Annotated in this window: 14 protein-coding genes; 3 read left to right on the plus strand and 11 right to left on the minus strand. The window is 51.2% G+C overall.

Features of this window, described 5'->3' with window-relative positions:
- Positions 1 to 44: 44 nt before the first annotated feature.
- The 11 genes from E5358_RS10185 to topA all read right to left on the minus strand — a co-directional run bounded on the left by E5358_RS10185 (position 45) and on the right by topA (position 13037).
- A complete protein-coding gene (locus E5358_RS10185; protein WP_135940083.1) occupies positions 45 to 254 on the minus strand; it encodes a hypothetical protein in 210 nt (69 codons plus the stop codon).
- A 39-nt stretch (positions 255 to 293) separates the two neighbouring features.
- On the minus strand, positions 294 to 2612 hold the full coding sequence (locus E5358_RS10190) for a hypothetical protein (protein WP_135940084.1): 2319 nt from the start codon (positions 2610 to 2612) through the stop codon (positions 294 to 296).
- A 358-nt stretch (positions 2613 to 2970) separates the two neighbouring features.
- Complete coding sequence (locus tag E5358_RS10195) at positions 2971 to 4125, minus strand: TlpA disulfide reductase family protein (protein WP_135940085.1); 1155 nt, start codon at positions 4123 to 4125, stop codon at positions 2971 to 2973.
- A gap of 49 nt (positions 4126 to 4174) precedes the next feature.
- The gene (locus E5358_RS10200; protein WP_135940086.1) at positions 4175 to 4672 is read right to left on the minus strand and encodes a hypothetical protein; all 498 of its coding nucleotides are present in this window, start codon (positions 4670 to 4672) and stop codon (positions 4175 to 4177) included.
- 155 nt (positions 4673 to 4827) lie between these two features.
- Positions 4828 to 5328: a hypothetical protein gene (locus E5358_RS10205; RefSeq protein ID WP_135940087.1), complete on the minus strand. Its 501-nt coding sequence runs from the start codon at positions 5326 to 5328 to the stop codon at positions 4828 to 4830.
- Between the two features lie 149 nt (positions 5329 to 5477).
- Positions 5478 to 7244 (minus strand): glycoside hydrolase family 43 protein, encoded by a 1767-nt coding sequence (locus tag E5358_RS10210; RefSeq protein WP_135940088.1) that lies wholly within the window; start codon positions 7242 to 7244, stop codon positions 5478 to 5480.
- A gap of 272 nt (positions 7245 to 7516) precedes the next feature.
- Positions 7517 to 8518: a nucleoside kinase gene (locus tag E5358_RS10215; protein WP_135940089.1), complete on the minus strand. Its 1002-nt coding sequence runs from the start codon at positions 8516 to 8518 to the stop codon at positions 7517 to 7519.
- A 123-nt stretch (positions 8519 to 8641) separates the two neighbouring features.
- Positions 8642 to 9133: an RNA polymerase sigma factor gene (locus tag E5358_RS10220; protein WP_135940090.1), complete on the minus strand. Its 492-nt coding sequence runs from the start codon at positions 9131 to 9133 to the stop codon at positions 8642 to 8644.
- A gap of 46 nt (positions 9134 to 9179) precedes the next feature.
- Positions 9180 to 9974, minus strand: coding sequence for an acetylglutamate kinase (gene argB / locus E5358_RS10225; protein WP_135940091.1), 795 nt, complete (start codon positions 9972 to 9974; stop codon positions 9180 to 9182).
- A 78-nt stretch (positions 9975 to 10052) separates the two neighbouring features.
- Complete coding sequence (locus tag E5358_RS10230; RefSeq protein ID WP_135940092.1) at positions 10053 to 10586, minus strand: shikimate kinase; 534 nt, start codon at positions 10584 to 10586, stop codon at positions 10053 to 10055.
- A gap of 126 nt (positions 10587 to 10712) precedes the next feature.
- Entirely contained in the window at positions 10713 to 13037 is a 2325-nt protein-coding gene (gene topA, locus E5358_RS10235) for a type I DNA topoisomerase (RefSeq protein WP_135940093.1), read from the minus strand.
- 350 nt (positions 13038 to 13387) lie between these two features.
- Between topA and dapB the strand changes: the two genes are divergently transcribed.
- From dapB to E5358_RS10250, 3 genes are all read left to right on the plus strand, one after another.
- On the plus strand, positions 13388 to 14143 hold the full coding sequence (gene dapB, locus E5358_RS10240; protein ID WP_135940094.1) for a 4-hydroxy-tetrahydrodipicolinate reductase: 756 nt from the start codon (positions 13388 to 13390) through the stop codon (positions 14141 to 14143).
- 474 nt (positions 14144 to 14617) lie between these two features.
- Positions 14618 to 16063 (plus strand): signal peptidase I, encoded by a 1446-nt coding sequence (lepB, locus tag E5358_RS10245; protein ID WP_135940095.1) that lies wholly within the window; start codon positions 14618 to 14620, stop codon positions 16061 to 16063.
- A gap of 46 nt (positions 16064 to 16109) precedes the next feature.
- The gene (locus tag E5358_RS10250) at positions 16110 to 16742 is read left to right on the plus strand and encodes a WbqC family protein (RefSeq protein WP_135940096.1); all 633 of its coding nucleotides are present in this window, start codon (positions 16110 to 16112) and stop codon (positions 16740 to 16742) included.
- Positions 16743 to 17579 lie beyond the last annotated feature (837 nt).

The raw sequence follows: 17579 nt of genomic DNA on the forward strand, positions 1-17579 counted from the left end.
TTTTGTTCCCCTCCATTTCTAAAATTATCTTGCCAGTCCTGTGTTTACAATTCCCATGGTCCCGTGAACGGTGCTGACTTCGCGTTGCCGCTGTTGTCCTTGTTTTCGTTATCTACAGTTGTCATGAAATCAGGGAAGCCCTCAATGATGTCACCACCTTTGTCGCCGTCCACTGTCCATACAGATGCGTGCTGCATAAGGCTTTCTTCCATCTTTATCACCGTAATCTCGGGTTTGATATATTTCTTTTTCATATCTTTGTTCCTTTCTTTTGTTGTCCTTGTTTAGGGCGTTTATCTCACAGCAACTTTCTTACCGTTGACGATGTACATTCCGCTTGGGAGGCCCTCGAGGGATGTTGTGCCGCGGCGTACAATCTGTCCGTAGATGGAGTATACGGCGGCAGGCAGGTCGCGTTCAGTGGCATCCATGGTGATGAATCCCTCTATTGCCGTCGTGGTGTTGTCGCCGATGCCGTCCATTGAGATGAATGCCAGCCTGTGGCCTTTTGCTCCTGGAATGCTCTGGTGCTCATCCTCAATCCACCAGCTGTAGCCTGCTGCCTTGTCCCATTGTCCTGGGAGGTGGTAAAGGTTGCTGTCATGCATGACATAGGCGTTTGCCGGTACAATTGTCTCTTTCTCGAATGTTGCATAGACGCGCAGCTTGCAGTCTTTGTAGCCGTCGCCGTTGACAGTGAAGAAATGGTCTCCGTCGATGACTACATCCCCGTTGTACTCCAGGGCCTGGAATCGTTTGAGGTTTTCTATGTTAATCTCTTCCTCGAGAAGTTCCTTCTTGCAGAGGGACACTCGTGAGATGGTGTAGAACGGAGCGGTGATTTTTGTCTCCCCTCTGTCGCCTATGTCTATGTATCCCTCTTGGGTAAGGTCGCCGATAAGCGGCTTGATGATGAATGCCTCTCCTTTTCTTGTCACGACGTCATCATCGCTATAGCTGTCAAGTTTCAGGGTCTGGAATGCTATGGCTCCTTCACGGCCGGACTCGGCATTGCACAGTTTGGCGATCTCCACTCTTGCCGTGAACGCTTGTGTGATCTGTCTCTTTGTAAGGTCGACAGGGAGGCAGAGGCTGTTCCACGTGTTTGCCGTCATGGTGCGCTTGAGAATCAGCGGACGGTTGACATACTTTGATTCGTAGTCGGAGTTCTCCGCCGTTGAACCGTTCTTGAAATTGTTCCATCCCTCATCGAGTGCGAAGCTTTCGCCGAGGTATTTCAGTCGGAAGTCATCAAAGTAGACATAGTCGTTGTCGGTCATGTCCTTGTCAATCTCTATGCCGATTTCTATGTCCTGTCCTTCATTTTCATCGAAGTTTGCATAGAAGGTCAGGTAGTTGGGGTAGACCTTGCAGTAGAAGACCACACCTGCTTCCACCTTGTTGGAGACTTTGTTGTCACGGATGTCCTTGCCAAGGAACTCTATCTTGTCGAAAGTTTCTTCTCTTACAGGTACTTTCTCAAGGCTTATGCGTCCCTCTTCCTCGCCGTATGATTTTCCGAGGAGTGACATGGATTTCCATTCTGGTGTGCCTTTTGATGTTGCGTTTGTGGTTTTCGCATACAGTTTCGCATACTCCGTCTTGTCCTTTTCGTCATTGAAGAATCCCTGGCATTCCACCTGATACCATCCGCTTTTGTGCAGCTTGACTTTCTGGAACAGCTTCGCGCCTTTTGCCGCTTTCTTTATGCCTCCGCAGTAGAACATTCCGAAATTCTGGTCGACATTGCTTTGGGTGTAAAGGTCATTGCCTTTGTCGTCAAAGAATTCTCCGGAGAAGTCATTTGAGAACGTCATCGTACCGCTCTGCTGCCATCCTCTTCCGGACTCGCTGTCGTATGTGTTGTACTTGTTCAGACGGTTGAAGCCTTGTGCACGGAGCATGAAGGTGGCGTCGGAAGGTCTTTCCTTGTTATAGGTGTCAGGGAACATGTCTTCCAGATATTCCTCGGAAACGATTTTCCAATGTGTCTCCCTTGGATTCCTGTTGCGGATTTCCGTAATTGTCATTGCACGCACAAGGTTGCTGTTTACTTGTTGGAAGACATTAATGGTCATGAGGTTGTTGCTGCACAGGTAATATTCCTGTGTGCCGTCGAAGACTTTTATGCGGTAGACATTGCCTTCCTTTGAGTCTGCTATTTTCTCGAATTCCCAGTTGACATAAATGCCGTTCTCGTCCTTTTGGTCGAAATAGACACCTCTCGTCTTGCTTGTATTGCCTTCCGGCACAAGTCCGAGGTATTCTCCGCTGGTTTCCGTATTGCGGAACGGTCCTTTGATTTTGTAGGAATTGTTATTGTCATGATTTGGCATTACAAGCAGTGGCAGTCCGACTGTGAATGTCGCTGTTCGCGTGCCCCAGAAGCCTCCGGCGTTGAGAAACATGTCCTTTTCGAGATTATAGAGAAGGATGCGGGTTTCTTTTCCTGATGACTGTAACTGGTTGAGTTCCTCAATAGTCATGCCTTCGCCGTAAAATCCGGCATGTTCTGCATCCACCTGTGCCATGGACTGCTGCGGCATTGCCGCCATTGACAGGCACAGGAAGCATAGCTTGGCGATTTTTGTGTAAAATGCAAACCTTTTCATCTTTATGAAATTTTTTATGTTAAATTCTCTGTCTTTTGTGATAGGTTACTTAGCTTGTGGCATTGCCGTGTGTGAGATGTCCGGCACGCAAGTTTCTCTCTTGGTGTTTCTTCTTATCACAAATTTTTTTCTATAGTGTGCAAAGTTAATGATATTTTTTCATATCGCTCTTTTTAAATCGGGGGGGGGGTAATATTTGTTAACGCGGATATGCGTGTTTTTATTTATAATTAACTATTCTTGTTCACTGAGCGACTGTTGATGCATGGACTTCAGAATCCGCAAGAATTCGTATGCGGGAATGTGAAGAGATGTATGGCATGCGGATTCTTGCGGATTCTGAAGATTTGTGTGAGGTTTATTGTGCTCCGCCTTTCAGCAGTGCGAGTATTTCTGCGTTGATGTCTTTTACCTGTATGTCGCGCTTGACGGGAGTGCCGTTGCGGTCGAGGAGGAAGTAGGTCGGTACGGACTGCACGTTGTATGTCCCTGATGCCTGTCCTTTCTCGTCATAGACGCTCACCCAGGGCAGTGCTGCCACCTTTGTCTTCCAGAAGTGTGCGTTGCCGTCCACGCCGACTTGGTAGATTTCGAGTCCCTGTGCGTGGTATTTGTTGTAGAGGTTTCGCAGTTCCATGATGCGCTCTGTGGAGCCTTTCATGGAGAAGGAGTGGAAGTCGAGGAGGATGACTTTGCCTTTCAGTTCGGAGAGCCGTCGTGTGTTGCCTTTGTTGTCGAGGAGAGCGAGGTCGATCATTGTTGTCTCTCTGACTTTTGATGCGTCGATGTCTATTCCCCTGTTGGCGTTGTCGATGATGCGCATTGTCTTCATGCCTTCGATGGCGATGTTGTGGAGGTTCTTGCCTCGTTCCGCTTCAGGGTAGAAGGTGTCCCATGATGTTGCGACGGCGGCGAACATCTTGATGTCGTCGCGGTTCTCGCGTGGGTTGAAGATGAGTCGGTTGCCAAGTGCCTGGAAGAGTGCGAAGTAGGCGTATGCCTTCATCGGTTCTTTGGTGATGTATTCGCTTTTGATTTTTTTCTTGTAGGCTTCAACGACTTTGTTGATGGAGTCGTTGGCAATGCGTGCGCTGAGGTTCGGGTTGCGGTCGATTTTTATGCATTGGTTCTGCAGGGCAATCTGGAGGTATGCCAGTTCCTGTATCTTCTTGCAGTTTTCGGAGCCTGTGATTTCGTACTTCCATGCCATGTCAGGGTACTGTGCCTTTACGCTGACTGTCTCTGTGGAGTCGGCGGAGAGGTTGATGATTTGGTCGGCGATGCGCAGGCGGTAGAATTCCGGTGCTTCCTTTGCGTCTGCCGCGAATTGGAACTTGCCGTCTTCGGCGAGTTTGACGGAGTCCATGACTACGGGCCCTTCGAGAGAGAGGTTCTCGAAGTAGAGTGTGGAGTCCTTGGCGTTGGTTATCTCTCCTTCGACGTGGTATTTCGCCTTTGAGCATGATGTCGCGAGGGCGATGGTCGCGAGGGAGTAGAGGAGGAGTTTTTTCATTGGTGGTTGTGTTTTTTCCGACAAGTTATCAAGTTGTCGGGGTTATGCGTTATTGTTTAGAGAAGTCTGTCTCCGCTTTCTTGGAGAGTCCGTAAGGGTATCTGTCCCAATCGAAGGATGCGACTTTTTCGAGATAGAAGTTGCGGAAGCCTCCCAAGTATTCCAGTGTGCCGGTGAATTCGATGCCGTTGAGGCGGTAGTTGTTTCTGTCTATGTAGAGATAGTTTTTGCGGTCGTCATATTCGTTGTCAAGGAGGTAGATGACGATGTCCTCTCGGGTCACTTGCCATTTGAACCGGCTGCAGAACCAAGTGCCGTCGCGGTAATCGTCAAGCCAGCGTCCTGTTCCTGTTGCTCCAATGGATGCGTTGTACGGGTCTCCGTAGAATTCGATGGTGGTGTATGTCTTCTCACCGTTTGATGTGCGTGTGTACCCTTCCCATATGCCTTCAAGGCTGTAGGCGATGTACTCGTCCGGGTCGCTCTCGCACGAGGTCAGTGAGATGCTGAGTATTGCTGTAAGAGCAAAGAAGATGAGTTTTTTCATTGGTTGTTGTGATTTTGGTCAGTAATGTCAGTATTGTCAATTGTGTCAGTATTGACGCAACTGTCATTACTGCCTTGATTGTCAATACTTACAGTACTGACGTTTTTTTTAAGACAACTTGCCGAGGTGGCAGGTTGTCATGTTTGTTTATGGGCTTAGTCTCCCCAGTTGTAGGAGTTTTTTCTTTCGAATGCGAAGCCGCGCATGTCGCCGTCGTAGTCAACTTTTCCGGAGAAGAGGTTGTTGCTGAGGCTGTAGCCGTCGTTCTTGATGTAGAGGACTGTGCCGGTAGGCTTTCCGTCGTTGTCAAGGAGCTTTATGATGATTTGCACGAAGTCCACTTCCCATTCTGTGCGGTTGTAGGAGTAGGTGCCGTCGTCGTATTCATCGGACCAGCGTCCTGTTCCTTTTGTGCCGTAGCGTGCCTTGTCAGGGTTGCCGACGAACTGGATGGTGGTGTTCACCTCCTCTTCTTCGTAAGTGGTTTCGCCTTTTTCATTCTCTATCTCGTGTGTGATTATGGTTTTTCCTTTCCATGTGCCTTCAAGGGTCACGGCATTTTCGCCTTCGGTGTATTTGTCGTCGTCATCATTGTTGCATGAGATTAGCGCGACGCTGAGGATTGCTGCAAGAGCAAAGAATATGAATTTTTTCATTGGTTGTTGTGATTTTGGTCAGTAATGCCAGTATTGTCAATTGTGTCAGTATTGACGCAACTGTCATTACTGTCTTGATTGTCAATACTGACAATACTGTCGTTTTTTTTGAGACAACTTGCCGAGGTGGCAGGTTGTCATGTTAATTCTTACTTCGTGAACTTTATCCAGTCGACATCAAGGAATGCGCCGTCATTGTTCTTGGTAGGGCGGGAGTTGTAGAAGCCCACTTTCGCGCCTATCCATTTGCCTTCCTTTACAGCGAACGGTGTGCCCATGTTCTTGAATTTCTTGCCGTCGAGGCTGTAAGAGAACTGTGCGTGGGACTTGATGCTGTTGCCGATGCCTGAAGACTTTACGGTGCAGCGCACATAAACGTCAGGAGTGGCGTTGCGAGGCTGTGGGATGTCGTCCACGGCATATTTCTGTGTGTATGGCGCAGGCAGCGCCTTGAGGTCGACAGGCTGCTCGGCGATAACCTTCTCTGCCTTGCCTTTCTGTGCACCCTCACAGACAACATACTGGAGCTTGCAGATAGTCCCCTTGCCGTCCTTTCCACCTTTCTCTGTGATGAAGCGCAGTGCGGCATAGTCCTGACCCTTGATTATGAAGCCCGCCTGCTCGCCTTTGTTCTTGTAGGACGGGTTTGGGATGAACTTAACCTTGGCAGTGGCGGTGAAGTTCTCTGTCGGGAACTTCTGCAGGAGAGCGTTCTGGAGGTCGGAGAGGTTATGGAACTCCTCAGGCTGCTCCACACCGTAGAGACGCAGCTTGGACTTGTTGGCGTCGCAGAAGTACCAATAATGGCTGTAAGGTCCTTCAAACTGCCACTGCTTTCCGAGTTCGGGGCTGTTGAAATCGTCATCCTCTGCCGGCTGTACAGGGTTCTTTGACGCAGGGAGGTTTGGCTTCTTCCATGTTGCCACGGCGTCGCCGCAGCCGTCGCCGTCCTTGTCGTCGCCTATTACGAGCCAGTCATTGACCCATTTTGCAGGCTGCAGGTGAACCACACGGCCGTAGGCGTGCTTGTCCTGGAAGTGCAGGAACCAGTCCTCGCCGTTCTGAGTGTCTACCCATGCGCCCTGGTGAGGACCGTTGACCTTTGACTTTCCCTGTGCCAGTCCCACGTATTCCTCATAAGGACCGAAAGGATTCTTTGAGCGGAGCTCCACCTGCCACCCGTATTTCACGCCGCCGGCAGGAGAGAAGATGTAGTAATATCCGTTGCGCTTGTAGAACTTTGTGCCTTCGATTGTCGGCTGGTCCTCGTGTCCGTCGTAGACTATGCGTGAAGGACCGATGACCTTCTCGCCGTCAGGAGACATCGGAGCCACGAAGAGTACCGACTTCACGCCTGCCCTTGAGCCGGCACATCCGTGGGAGAGGTAAGCCTTGCCGTCGTCATCCCACAGAGGGCAGCAGTCGATCATGCCCTTTCCTTCCTTCACCCATACAGGCTTTGTCCATGTGCCGCGCGGGTCCTGTGTCTTTGTCATGAAGAGTCCCTGGTCAGGGTCGCCGCAGTAGATGTAGAACCATCCGTCGTGGTAGCGTATCGCCGGTGCCCAGACATAGTTGCCGTGCTGTATCTTCTTGCGCCAGTCGAGTTCCTTTCCCTTGTTCTCCGGCAGCACAGGATAGTCGTCGGTGAGTGCCGCGCCGATGATTTCCCAGTTGACGAGGTCGGTGGAGTGCAGGATTTGCAGTCCCGGGAAGCAGGCGAAGGATGATGAAGTCATATAGTAGTCGTTGCCCACTCGGCAGACATCAGGGTCGGAGTAGTCGGCATCGATGATAGGGTTCTTGTACTTGTTTCCCGGCAGGTTAGGGTTCCATGTGTTGCTCTTGCTCTGTGCGAGGCAGTCAGTGGTGGAGAGTAGGAGGGATGTGAGTCCTACGGCTAAGATTAGTTTCATTGTGTTATAGGTTATGGATTTTGGTCAGTAATGACGGTATTGCCAATATTGTCAGTGCTGACTGTGTACTGTCAAGACTGTCAGTTGTGTCAATACAGACTGATAATGTGTGCAAAGTTAGCGAAAATTATTGGAAAACATGCTAAAAGCGGTGTTTTTTTCGGTTGTGGGTGAGGGTTATTGGCTGATGCATCATGATTAATCGTGTTGCGTCATGTTGCGTCATGTTGCAGCATGTTGAATCATGATGCATCAACTTATTTCCCTAACTCTCAATATTCAAACGAGCTTCCTCCGAGGAATTCCCTCAGGAGGCTTGTCGGCGGGATGTCCTTCTCAGCCATTTCCATGGAACTGATAGGCGCGAGCCAGCCGAGCAGGCGTTTTGCCACATCGGTTATGTAAGTGTCCGTCTCGGTCGCAAGCACCTCGTTGAGTGCGCGTTCCCCCTGGGTCTTCATGACGGCAAGCTCAAAGAGCATGGCAGTGTTGAACACCGCATCGGCGTTTTCCTGGTACGGGAATATCCATTTCTCCTCACCGGCTCTCACGCTTGGCCAGCGGCGTATGGTCTCCGCTGCCGACACTCCGCGCTGCCTTACATCGCGGAGGATGCGGCGCAGCAGGCGGTTGTCGCTTGTCGGGATGCGTGTGCCGTCGTCGAGAAAATTGCTGACGAGGGCGGAGGCATAAAGGCGGAATATCTGGTTTTGCGGCACGTTGCAGGTCAGTGCCGGGTTGAGAGCGTGGATGCCTTCAAAGATAAGCACCTCGTTGCCTTTCAGTTGCAGGCGGTTTCCGCTCTTTAGGCTGCGTCCCTCCTTGAAGTCGTAGCGTGGCAGTTCCACCTCCTTGCCACGGAAGAGGGCGTTAAGATGCTCGTTGAGCAGTTCGACGTTGAGTGCTCCGAGGCATTCGAAGTCATAGTCACCATTCTCGTCCCTCGGAGTCAGATGACGGTCGAGGAAATAGTCGTCAAGGGAAATCGGCACGGGCCAGATGCCGTCAGCAATGAGCTGTATGCTCAGGCGTTTGCTTGTCGTTGTCTTTCCTGACGACGAAGGACCGGCGAGGAGCACCGTCCTGACTTCCTGCCGTTGTGCTATGCGGTCGGCGATTTTCACGATTTCCTTTTCCTGCAGGGCTTCGGAGACCTGTATGAGGTTCTTTGCGTGTCCCTTGCTGATGGCGTTGTTGAGGTCTTCGATGGTCGAGAGACCTAACATCTTGCGCCACCGTGCATTCTCTTCGATAACGTTCCGGATTTTGTTCATGGGGTTGTTTTTTTTTAATTGGTCAGTAGTGACAGTATTGTCAATAATGTCGGCACTGTCGGTGGGTTGGTGTTGCCAGTACTGTCGGTTGTGCCAATATTGTCAATACTGACGGTAGGGTTATTATTGGCAGTTACTCATTTTGCTCTTTATCGCCTTTCTTGCCCTGAAGATGTTCACCTTCACCTGGTCCTCAGTCATCTGCATGATGTCGGCAATCTCGCGGTAGTTCTTCCCCTCAAAGTCACGGAGGTGCATGCATGCCCTCTGCTTTTCAGGCAGTTGCAGCATCAGGCTGTTGACATGCCGCAGGGATTCCTGTGCGTAAATCTTGTCATAAGGGTTCACGGAACCTTCGCGGAGGGTCATCCCTTCGTCGAGGGAAACGGTGCCTGAGGCGGCGCGCTTGACGTGGTCGAGTGCCGTGTTGCGGCATACGGTTATGGCAAAGGCTTCAAGGTTTCCCACTGTGTCAAGGCTCTCGCGGCGGCTCCATAGCTTTATCATCGTCTCCTGCACGACATCCTCCGCATCCTCTCTCTGCATTGTGATGCGCAGAGCGAGACGGAAGAGCTTGTCCTTCAGTGGGAGTATGTCGTTGCGGAAAGAGAGCATTCGGGTTGGAGGTTTTAATGGTCAGAATGGTCAATACTGACCAACTTTAAATTATAATTGTTCCGGAGTTGCCGTCGATGGCTGTCGCAAGGGTTATGACAACCTTTGCAACACCGCGGTCGATGGCGTTCAGGGCGTTCTCAATCTTCGGGAGCATGCCGCCCGAGATTGTGCCGTCGGCCTTGTACTCCTCAAATGATCGGTGAGTGATGACCGGGATGACGGAGTTGTCATCATCAGGATTGGCGAGCACGCCACGCTTCTCGAAGGAGTAGATGAGAGTCACATTGCCACCTTCCGCCGCCATTCCGCATGCTGTTTCCGCCGCCATTGTGTCGGCGTTGGTGTTGAGGATGTTCCCTTGTCCGTCATGCGTCAGCGGAGCGATTACCGGCACAGCACCCTGGCGGAGCAGCTGCATGAGGGTCTTGCCGTCGGCGCGGTCGACATCGCCGACGAACCCGAAGTCCACCATCTCCTCCTTGCCGTCAACCTCCATGCGCTTCAGCGGTCGCTTGTGGGAGCGTATGATGTCCATGTCCGCTCCTGTCAGTCCGATGGCGTTGACGCCCTTTGCCTGTAGCATTGCCACAAGGTGCTTGTTGACGAGTCCGCCGTAGACCATTGTCACGACATCGAGCATGTCGGCGTCCGTTATGCGGCGTCCGCCCACCATGCGGCTCTCTATGCCGAGCTGTGCGGCGACCTTCGTTGCGCGTCGTCCGCCACCGTGGACAAGAATCTTAGGTCCTTCGATTTCAGCAAAATCGTCTATCAGTTGGCGGAGCTGCTTCTCGTCCTCGACGATAGCCCCTCCGACTTTTATTACGGTTATGTTCATAGTTTTTGGTCAGTAATGTAAGTAGTGTCAGAATTGACAGTATTGTCGGAATTGTCAAAACTGTCGGTACTGTCGGGATTATTGCTGTTGTTCAATGAGTTCAGCCACCTCGTCCACGGTGTCCGCTATCTTGTCGAAGCTGTCCATGGGCATGATATCGATGGTGTGCTTCGCCTTCTCGTAGAACGGGGTGCGCAGGGCAAGGGACTCATTGATGTATGCGAGAAGCTCCTCATCGCTCTTCCCAAGCAGCAGCGGTCGTACTCCTCTGCTCATGCGGAGGTGCTTGATGATTGTGTCTGGGTCGCCTTTCAGGAAGACGGTCTCCCCTTGGCGGTTCAGGTAGTCCATGTTGTCAAAGAAGCACGGTGTGCCCCCTCCGCAGGCGAGTACCACGTCCTCAAACTCCGCAACCTCATGGAGCATGTTGTGCTCTATCTTGCGGAAACCCTCTTCGCCGCGTTCGTCGAAGAGCTGTTTGACGGTCTTTCTCATCCTTGACTCTATGTACCAGTCAAGGTCATAGAACATCAGACCGAGCTTTTTGGCGAGAGCCTTGCCGACGGTGGTCTTGCCGGCTCCCATGTAGCCAATAAGTATGATTCTTTTCATTTCATTGTTTGCCGACAGTGGTGTGGCACTGCCTATGGTTTTTGTTGTCGTTTGCTGCCATTATACCGTGACGCCCCCTTTCCCGCATGTAGAAAGATGGGGAAGGGGAGCGTCAGGAATCATTCGTTATTGTTTCTTTGCTGCGCGCTTTGACTGTACAGGGTTGTTGACAACCTCCATACATTCCTCGTAAGTGAGTTCGCGGACACGCTCATGCAGGGCTTTCGGCAGACGGTAGTTCTTGCCGTCAAACTGTATGTAAGGGCCGTAGCGTCCGTTGAGCAGCTGCATTTTCTCGTCCTCCTCGAAAGTCTTGATGTAACGCTCCTCCTCCTGCCTGCGTTTCTCGACAATGAGTCGTACGGCACATTCGAGGTCAGCCTTCATAGGGTCGATGTCCTTAGGCAGCGAGACATACTTCTTGTTATGGAGGATGTAAGGACCGAAGCGTCCTGCGCCGACGGTGATGACATGCCCCTCGTAAGTGCCCAGGCGGCGTGGCAGGGCAAAGAGTGCAAGCGCCTCCTCGAGGGTTATTGTCTCCATGGACTTGTCTGCCGGAAGCTGTGCGAAGCGAGGCTTCTCCTCGTCGTCGGCGGTGCCTATCTGCACGACAGGTCCGTAGCGTCCTATCTTTACGAAGACAGGCTTGCCGCTCTTAGGGTCGGTTCCTATCTCGCGCTCTCCAGCCTTATGCTCCGAACGAGAGTTGATTGTCGCCTCGACGGTCTTGTCAAACTCGCCGTAGAAGTCCTTTATCATGTCGTTCCACGGCTCTTTGCCCTCTGCTATCTCGTCAAACTTCTCCTCAACCTTGGCAGTGAAGTTGTAGTCCATGATGTTCGGGAAGAACCGGATGAGGAAATCGTTGACAACGATGCCGATGTCCGTCGGCTGGAGCTTGCCCTTGTCAGAGCCCGCCATTTCCTTTTTCGTGCGTGAGGAGATGACCGTTCCTCGCAGAGTGTCGATGACATACTGGCGTTCGACACCCTTCTTGTCACCCTTCTGGACATATCCGCGCTGCTGGATTGTGGAGATTGTCGGCGCGTAGGTTGACGGGCGGCCGATGCCAAGCTCCTCGAGCTTATGGACGAGTGACGCTTCTGTATAGCGGAGAGGCGACTGTGAGAAACGTTCCGTGGAAGTTATCTCGCGGCGTTCAAGTTCCTGTCCCACAGTGAACTGCGGCAGGAGGTGTCCGTCCTCCTCGTCCTGCTGCTCGTCGTCACGGCTTTCCGCATAGACCTTCAGGAAGCCGTCGAACTTCACCACCTCACCCTGTGCGATGAAATGCTCCACGGTTCCGCTGACGCTTATCGTCACCTGAGTCTTCTCAAGCTCCGCGTCAGCCATCTGGGAAGCTATGGTACGCTTGCGGATGAGGTCGTACAGGCGGCGTTCCTGCACCGTTCCCTCGATTTTCACCTTGTCCATGTAAGTCGGGCGGATAGCCTCGTGAGCCTCCTGCGCGCCCTTGGACTTCGTCTGGTAGTTGCGCGGCCGGCTGTATTCCTCGCCATACTCCTTGATGATGTCCTCCTTTGATGCGCCGATGCAGAGCTTGGAGAGGTTCACGGAGTCGGTACGCATGTAGGTGATAAGACCGTTCTCGTACAGGTGCTGTGCCACCATCATCGTCTGCGACACAGTGTAGCCGAGCTTGCGTGCCGCCTCCTGCTGGAGCGTGGACGTCGTGAACGGCGGTGCCGGAGTGCGGTGGAGCGGCTTCTTCTGTATGTCAGCCACCTTGAACTCTGCCGTGCGGCACTTGCCGAGGAAAGACTGCGCCTCGTCGTGCGTCTTGAAACGGCGGTCAAGTTCCGCCTTGACCTCTATAGGATGACCGTCCTCCTCGATGGTGAAGATGGCGTTCACACGGTAGTAAGGCTCAGACTTGAAATGATGAATCTCACGCTCACGCTCCACGATAAGCCTTACAGCCACCGACTGGACGCGTCCCGCCGAGAGAGCCGGCTTGACCTTTCGCCAAAGCACCGGCGACAGTTTGAAGCCCACAAGGCGGTCGAGCACGCGGCGTGCCTGCTGTGCATCGACAAGGTTCATGTCGAGCCGTCGCGGATGCTCTATGGCGTCGAGTATGGCAGGTTTGGTGATTTCGTGGAACACAATGCGTGCCGTCTTCTGTTCATCCAGCCCGAGCACCTCGCAAAGGTGCCATGAGATGGCCTCCCCCTCGCGGTCCTCATCGGAAGCGAGCCAGACCTTGTCTGCCTTCTTCGCCTGTGTGCGCAGTTCGTTGACGAGCTTCTTCTTCTCCTCAGGAATCTCATACTCAGGGCTGAGGCTCTTGAGGTCGATGCTTATCTCCTTCTTCTTCAAGTCGCGGATGTGCCCGTAGGACGACATGACCTTGTACTCCTTGCCGAGGAATTTCTCGATAGTCTTCGCCTTGGCAGGGCTCTCCACGATGACCAAGTTCTCTTTCATTGTAGATTCTATTGTATGTTTTCTTGTTCTTGATTAGTGCTTTGTTCTCGCATTTCCCTTGCGGGCACAATGGTTTCGGGGCGCAAAAATACTCAAAATTATCTTGTTCACATTATTATATAGTCAATTGTTATGTTTTTTTAAGATACACATTACAAATAAGTAACTGTTCTAAATTATTTTAGCTTAAAGGAAACTCAATATAAAAATAATTTAGAACAGTTACTTAATGCTAAATATTGTTATGTACGTGTGTGTATGTGCGAAGAAATGAGTACATTTGCATTGGTATGGTTACGCATAAGAACCTATAATCCAAAACCTTTAACCCACAACTCTCAAAAAAGAAAATGAAAATAGCACTCATAGGGTACGGCAAAATGGGGCGCATGATAGAGCAGATTGCTCTCTCGCGAGGCCACGAGATTGTCAGTATCATTGACGTTGACAACCAGCAGGATTTCGAGTCCGCGGCGTTCGCTTCGGCGGATGTCGCGATAGAGTTCACCGCACCGCATGTAGCTTACGGCAACTACTTGAAGGCATGGAAAGCGGGCGTGAAGGTCGTCTCCGGCTCCACGGGATGGCTCAAGGAGCATGGCGACGATGTCCGCAAAGCATGCATGGAGGAGGGAAAAACTCTCTTCTGGGCGTCAAACTTCTCGATAGGTGTGGCGATATTCTCCGCCGTCAACAAGTATCTGGCGAAAATAATGAACTCCTTCCCGCAGTACGACGTGGAGGAGACGGAGACGCACCACATCCACAAACTCGACCATCCGTCGGGCACGGGCATAACGCTTGCGGAGCAAATCGTGGAAAACCTTGACCGCAAGAGCGGCTGGCAGGTGGGCACGGTGACGAATCCTGACGGCACGGTGACTCCTGCGGAGGGCACAGACCCCGGCAAACTGACAATAAACTCCATCCGCGAGGGTGAGGTTCCGGGCATCCACTCCGTCACTTACGACAGCGAGGCTGACTGCATAACCATCACCCACGACGCACATTCGCGCCAAGGATTCGCCCTCGGAGCAGTGCTTGCAGCAGAGTTCACGGCGGAGAATGAGGGACTCCTGACAATCGACGATATGTTCAAGTTCTGAGAAAAACGATAGCCGTCAAGCCTTTGCATTTGATTTCGCAAACTCTGTGCAGGGAACCGCGTAGTGGTGGCAAGAGAGCCGCTTTACTTTGCATCTGACGAGAAAGTATCTGTGCACATAAACCGCTAACGCGGTAGTCGTACCATAACAATCCGCTGAAGGTTTGGCTGTTGCAAAAGGTGTTGCGTGGTGAATACTCTTTGCACCTGTCCATACGGCTGTCATGTCAGGATATATATCCACCACATTCTCAGTGGTTGCCTGCCGGATTGCGCAACTTATGATGTGACAAAACGAAAGGTAACACTTCACCAAGTAAAGTGTTACCTTTGACCGTGCAAAGTCTTACCTTCTGCACAGCGAAGCGTTGCCTTTCGCAAAACGCTGATTATCAGGTGTTTTTTTTGCACCCATAACCCCAACAAGTAAAACACATATTCAACCGGTGGTGCCAACAGACCCCACCTTTCAAAAATGGTAAAGAGAAACATAAAAAAACAAGAGCCTGCAAAGGCGGTGCAATGGACGAAATTCGCCATTGTGACAGTGCTCTACCTCCTCTTCCTCTACTGGGTGGAGTCATGGTGGGGACTCATCGTCGTGCCATTCATCTACGACGCGTACATCTCACGTAAAATCAACTGGCAGTGGTGGCGCGATTCTGATGATATGACGCGCTTCATCATGTCGTGGGTCGACGCCATCGTCTTCGCGCTTGTAGCCGTTTATTTCATCAACCTGTTCTTCTTCCAGAACTACGTCATACCGTCAAGCTCTTTGGAAAAATCCCTCCTCACGGGTGATTACCTGTGTGTCAGCAAGGTGGCCTACGGACCGCGCATACCGCAGACTCCGCTTACCATGCCGCTCACACAGCACACCATGCCGCTTCTTGGATGCAAGAGCTACATAGAGTACCCGCAATGGGAATACCGCCGTGCAAAGGGACTCGGCAAGGTGGAACTTAACGACATCGTTGTATTCAACTATCCTGCGGGAGACACACTCGTTTCGGACGAGCGTTGGGCAGCGGCGGATTTCTACCAGATGGCGTATTCCTTCGGACAGCAGCTGGTTGAGACCGACACTCCCGCCGACTCTCTCACGCCAATGCAGCAGCGTGCACTATACAACTCTTATTATGAGGCGGGAAAGAAGTATATAAGCCAGAACCCTAACGAGTATGGCGACATCATCACACGCCCTGCCGACCGCCGCGAGAACTACGTCAAGCGTTGCGTGGGACTGCCGGGACAGACCCTTCAGATAAAGGATCGCATCGTCTATCTTGACGGAAAGGCGAACAAAGAGCCGGAAAATGTGCAGTACACTTACAACGTCAAGCTCCAGTCGCAGCTTCCCGAGGAACTCATCGAGTCACTTGGAATCTCCATGGAGGACATCGCACAGCTCAACCAATATGGTTACATGCCGCTGACAAAGCACGCATACAATGTGCTGAAATCACGCAAGGACATCGTCAGGAGTATCTCCATAAACACCGATTCCCCTACGGGCGACCTCTATCCGCTCAACGCAAGGACAGGCTGGACACGCGACAACTACGGCCCGGTGTGGATTCCGCAGAAGGGAAAGTCCGTGAAACTGGACATCAACAACATCGCCGTCTATGAGCGTCCCATACGCACCTACGAGGGCAACGACCTCGTTGTCACCGACGACGGCAGGATTCTCATCAACGGGAAAGAAGCTAAGTCCTACACATTCAAGATGGACTACTACTGGATGATGGGCGACAACCGCCACAACTCGGCAGACTCCCGCTACTGGGGCTTCGTCCCCGAGGACCACATCGTAGGCAAGCCGCTCTTCATCTGGTGGTCCTCCGACCCTGACCGCAAGGGATTCTCCGGCATACGATGGCACCGCCTGTTCACATGGGTGGATAACATAAAGTAATTGCTGGCTGCTCTTTACTGTCAATATTGTCCCATAATAAAAAACAATGCTCCTCTCAACAACATATTTCGGGCCTGTGCAATGGTACTCACTCCTGAGCCGTTGCACAGGCTCCCGCGTTTCCATAGAAGCCCGGGAATCCTTCCAAAAACAGACCTACCGCAACCGCTGTGTCATAGCCACTGCCAACGGCACACAAGCCCTCACCATCCCCGTGACACACGCCGGCAGCAACCTCATCAAGGACATCCGCATCTCCGACCACGGCAACTGGCGCCACCTCCATTGGCAGGCGCTCTGCACAGCCTACGGCGAATCCGCCTTCTTCGAGTACTATCAGGACGACATCCGCCCCTTCTTCATTGACGAAGGGCCGGCATCACCAGTCCATCTTGACTGCCTCCTTGACTACAACATGGCCTCCGCAGAACTCATGTGCCGCCTCCTCGACCTCGACATTTCCTTCGATTTCACCGAGGAATTCATCCCCTCCGACCAACTCGAGACCGTCTTTGACTACCGTGACATCATCTCTCCGAAAGCCAAACAGACAGACCCTTTCTTCACGCCTAAGCCCTACTACCAGGTCTACCGACAGCGCCACGGTTTCCTTCCCAACCTCTCCATCCTCGACCTCCTCTTTAACGAAGGTCCGGAAGCAATAAAATACCTGCTGTGACAATATTCATCCTGTACTGTGGGAAAGCTCCATTGCGTAAGTGTCATATAAATGATGTGCAGGCAACGGTTGCTTGCACATGGGGTGATTTTTGCATAGTCGGCTTTTTGTTTGTATGCCGGCTTTTTACTCAGTTACTTACATTGTTCCCTCACACTTGTTTTGATGTTATGTGGCTAATATAGTCTTATATGAAGATATTGATTGTTTATAATAATGGTAATAATGTCAAAGAACACCTTTTGTTTCTGAAACACTAAGTCAAAGGTAAGGTGATTGCCATCAGAAACAAAATAATATGTGGATACATTAAGGAGTACAGTAGACTTTACGGTGCGGAATATGAAGACGAGCAAGATAAGTATTTTGAATTTAGGGTCACATTTCTTAATGAACATATTATAAGACAGCATGGGGCTATATGGAAATTCTATATAAGTAACTATTGTAAATTAGTTTATATTAAAGCTCTGTTGTACTAAACCTCGTTCTTTCTTGTCATTTAGTGTTTGTCACTCAGTCACAATGCCCGCATTGCTCCTTGGTTCCGCACACTAACTGCCTAAAAAAACAACTGCGTTTTAGTATAAATTAATTTTCAACAGTTACTTATAAGCACTGCCGGCTCAGACAGTTTGCTCACACCAATAAACCCAAATCGGTCATTAGAAATAATAGAAATTCTATTTCTAATGACCGATTTGGGATAAACTGCACCATATTCATATATTCATTTCCCATTTTTCCGACAAGGAATTATACTTACGCGAGTTCGGGATAAGAAATCATTTAAAATAGCTCCATCTGGCTTGATTTCTCCACATGCACGGGCATAGC

Origin of the sequence: Palleniella muris, assembly GCF_004792655.1 — a bacterium.
In the GTDB taxonomy this organism is placed as follows: domain Bacteria; phylum Bacteroidota; class Bacteroidia; order Bacteroidales; family Bacteroidaceae; genus Prevotella; species Prevotella muris_A.

Excerpts from the sequence above, each read along its gene's own strand:
- E5358_RS10195 (WP_135940085.1), bottom strand. The coding sequence starts at position 4,125 with ATGAAAAAACTCCTCCTCTACTCCCTCGCGACCATCGCCCTCGCGACA.
- E5358_RS10210 (WP_135940088.1), bottom strand. The coding sequence starts at position 7,244 with ATGAAACTAATCTTAGCCGTAGGACTCACATCCCTCCTACTCTCCACC.
- E5358_RS10190 (WP_135940084.1), bottom strand. The coding sequence starts at position 2,612 with ATGAAAAGGTTTGCATTTTACACAAAAATCGCCAAGCTATGCTTCCTG.
- argB (WP_135940091.1), bottom strand. The coding sequence starts at position 9,974 with ATGAACATAACCGTAATAAAAGTCGGAGGGGCTATCGTCGAGGACGAG.
- E5358_RS10200 (WP_135940086.1), bottom strand. The coding sequence starts at position 4,672 with ATGAAAAAACTCATCTTCTTTGCTCTTACAGCAATACTCAGCATCTCA.
- E5358_RS10185 (WP_135940083.1), bottom strand. The coding sequence starts at position 254 with ATGAAAAAGAAATATATCAAACCCGAGATTACGGTGATAAAGATGGAA.
- dapB (WP_135940094.1), top strand. The coding sequence starts at position 13,388 with ATGAAAATAGCACTCATAGGGTACGGCAAAATGGGGCGCATGATAGAG.
- E5358_RS10250 (WP_135940096.1), top strand. The coding sequence starts at position 16,110 with ATGCTCCTCTCAACAACATATTTCGGGCCTGTGCAATGGTACTCACTC.
- lepB (WP_135940095.1), top strand. The coding sequence starts at position 14,618 with ATGGTAAAGAGAAACATAAAAAAACAAGAGCCTGCAAAGGCGGTGCAA.
- E5358_RS10215 (WP_135940089.1), bottom strand. The coding sequence starts at position 8,518 with ATGAACAAAATCCGGAACGTTATCGAAGAGAATGCACGGTGGCGCAAG.
- E5358_RS10230 (WP_135940092.1), bottom strand. The coding sequence starts at position 10,586 with ATGAAAAGAATCATACTTATTGGCTACATGGGAGCCGGCAAGACCACC.
- topA (WP_135940093.1), bottom strand. The coding sequence starts at position 13,037 with ATGAAAGAGAACTTGGTCATCGTGGAGAGCCCTGCCAAGGCGAAGACT.
- E5358_RS10205 (WP_135940087.1), bottom strand. The coding sequence starts at position 5,328 with ATGAAAAAATTCATATTCTTTGCTCTTGCAGCAATCCTCAGCGTCGCG.
- E5358_RS10220 (WP_135940090.1), bottom strand. The coding sequence starts at position 9,133 with ATGCTCTCTTTCCGCAACGACATACTCCCACTGAAGGACAAGCTCTTC.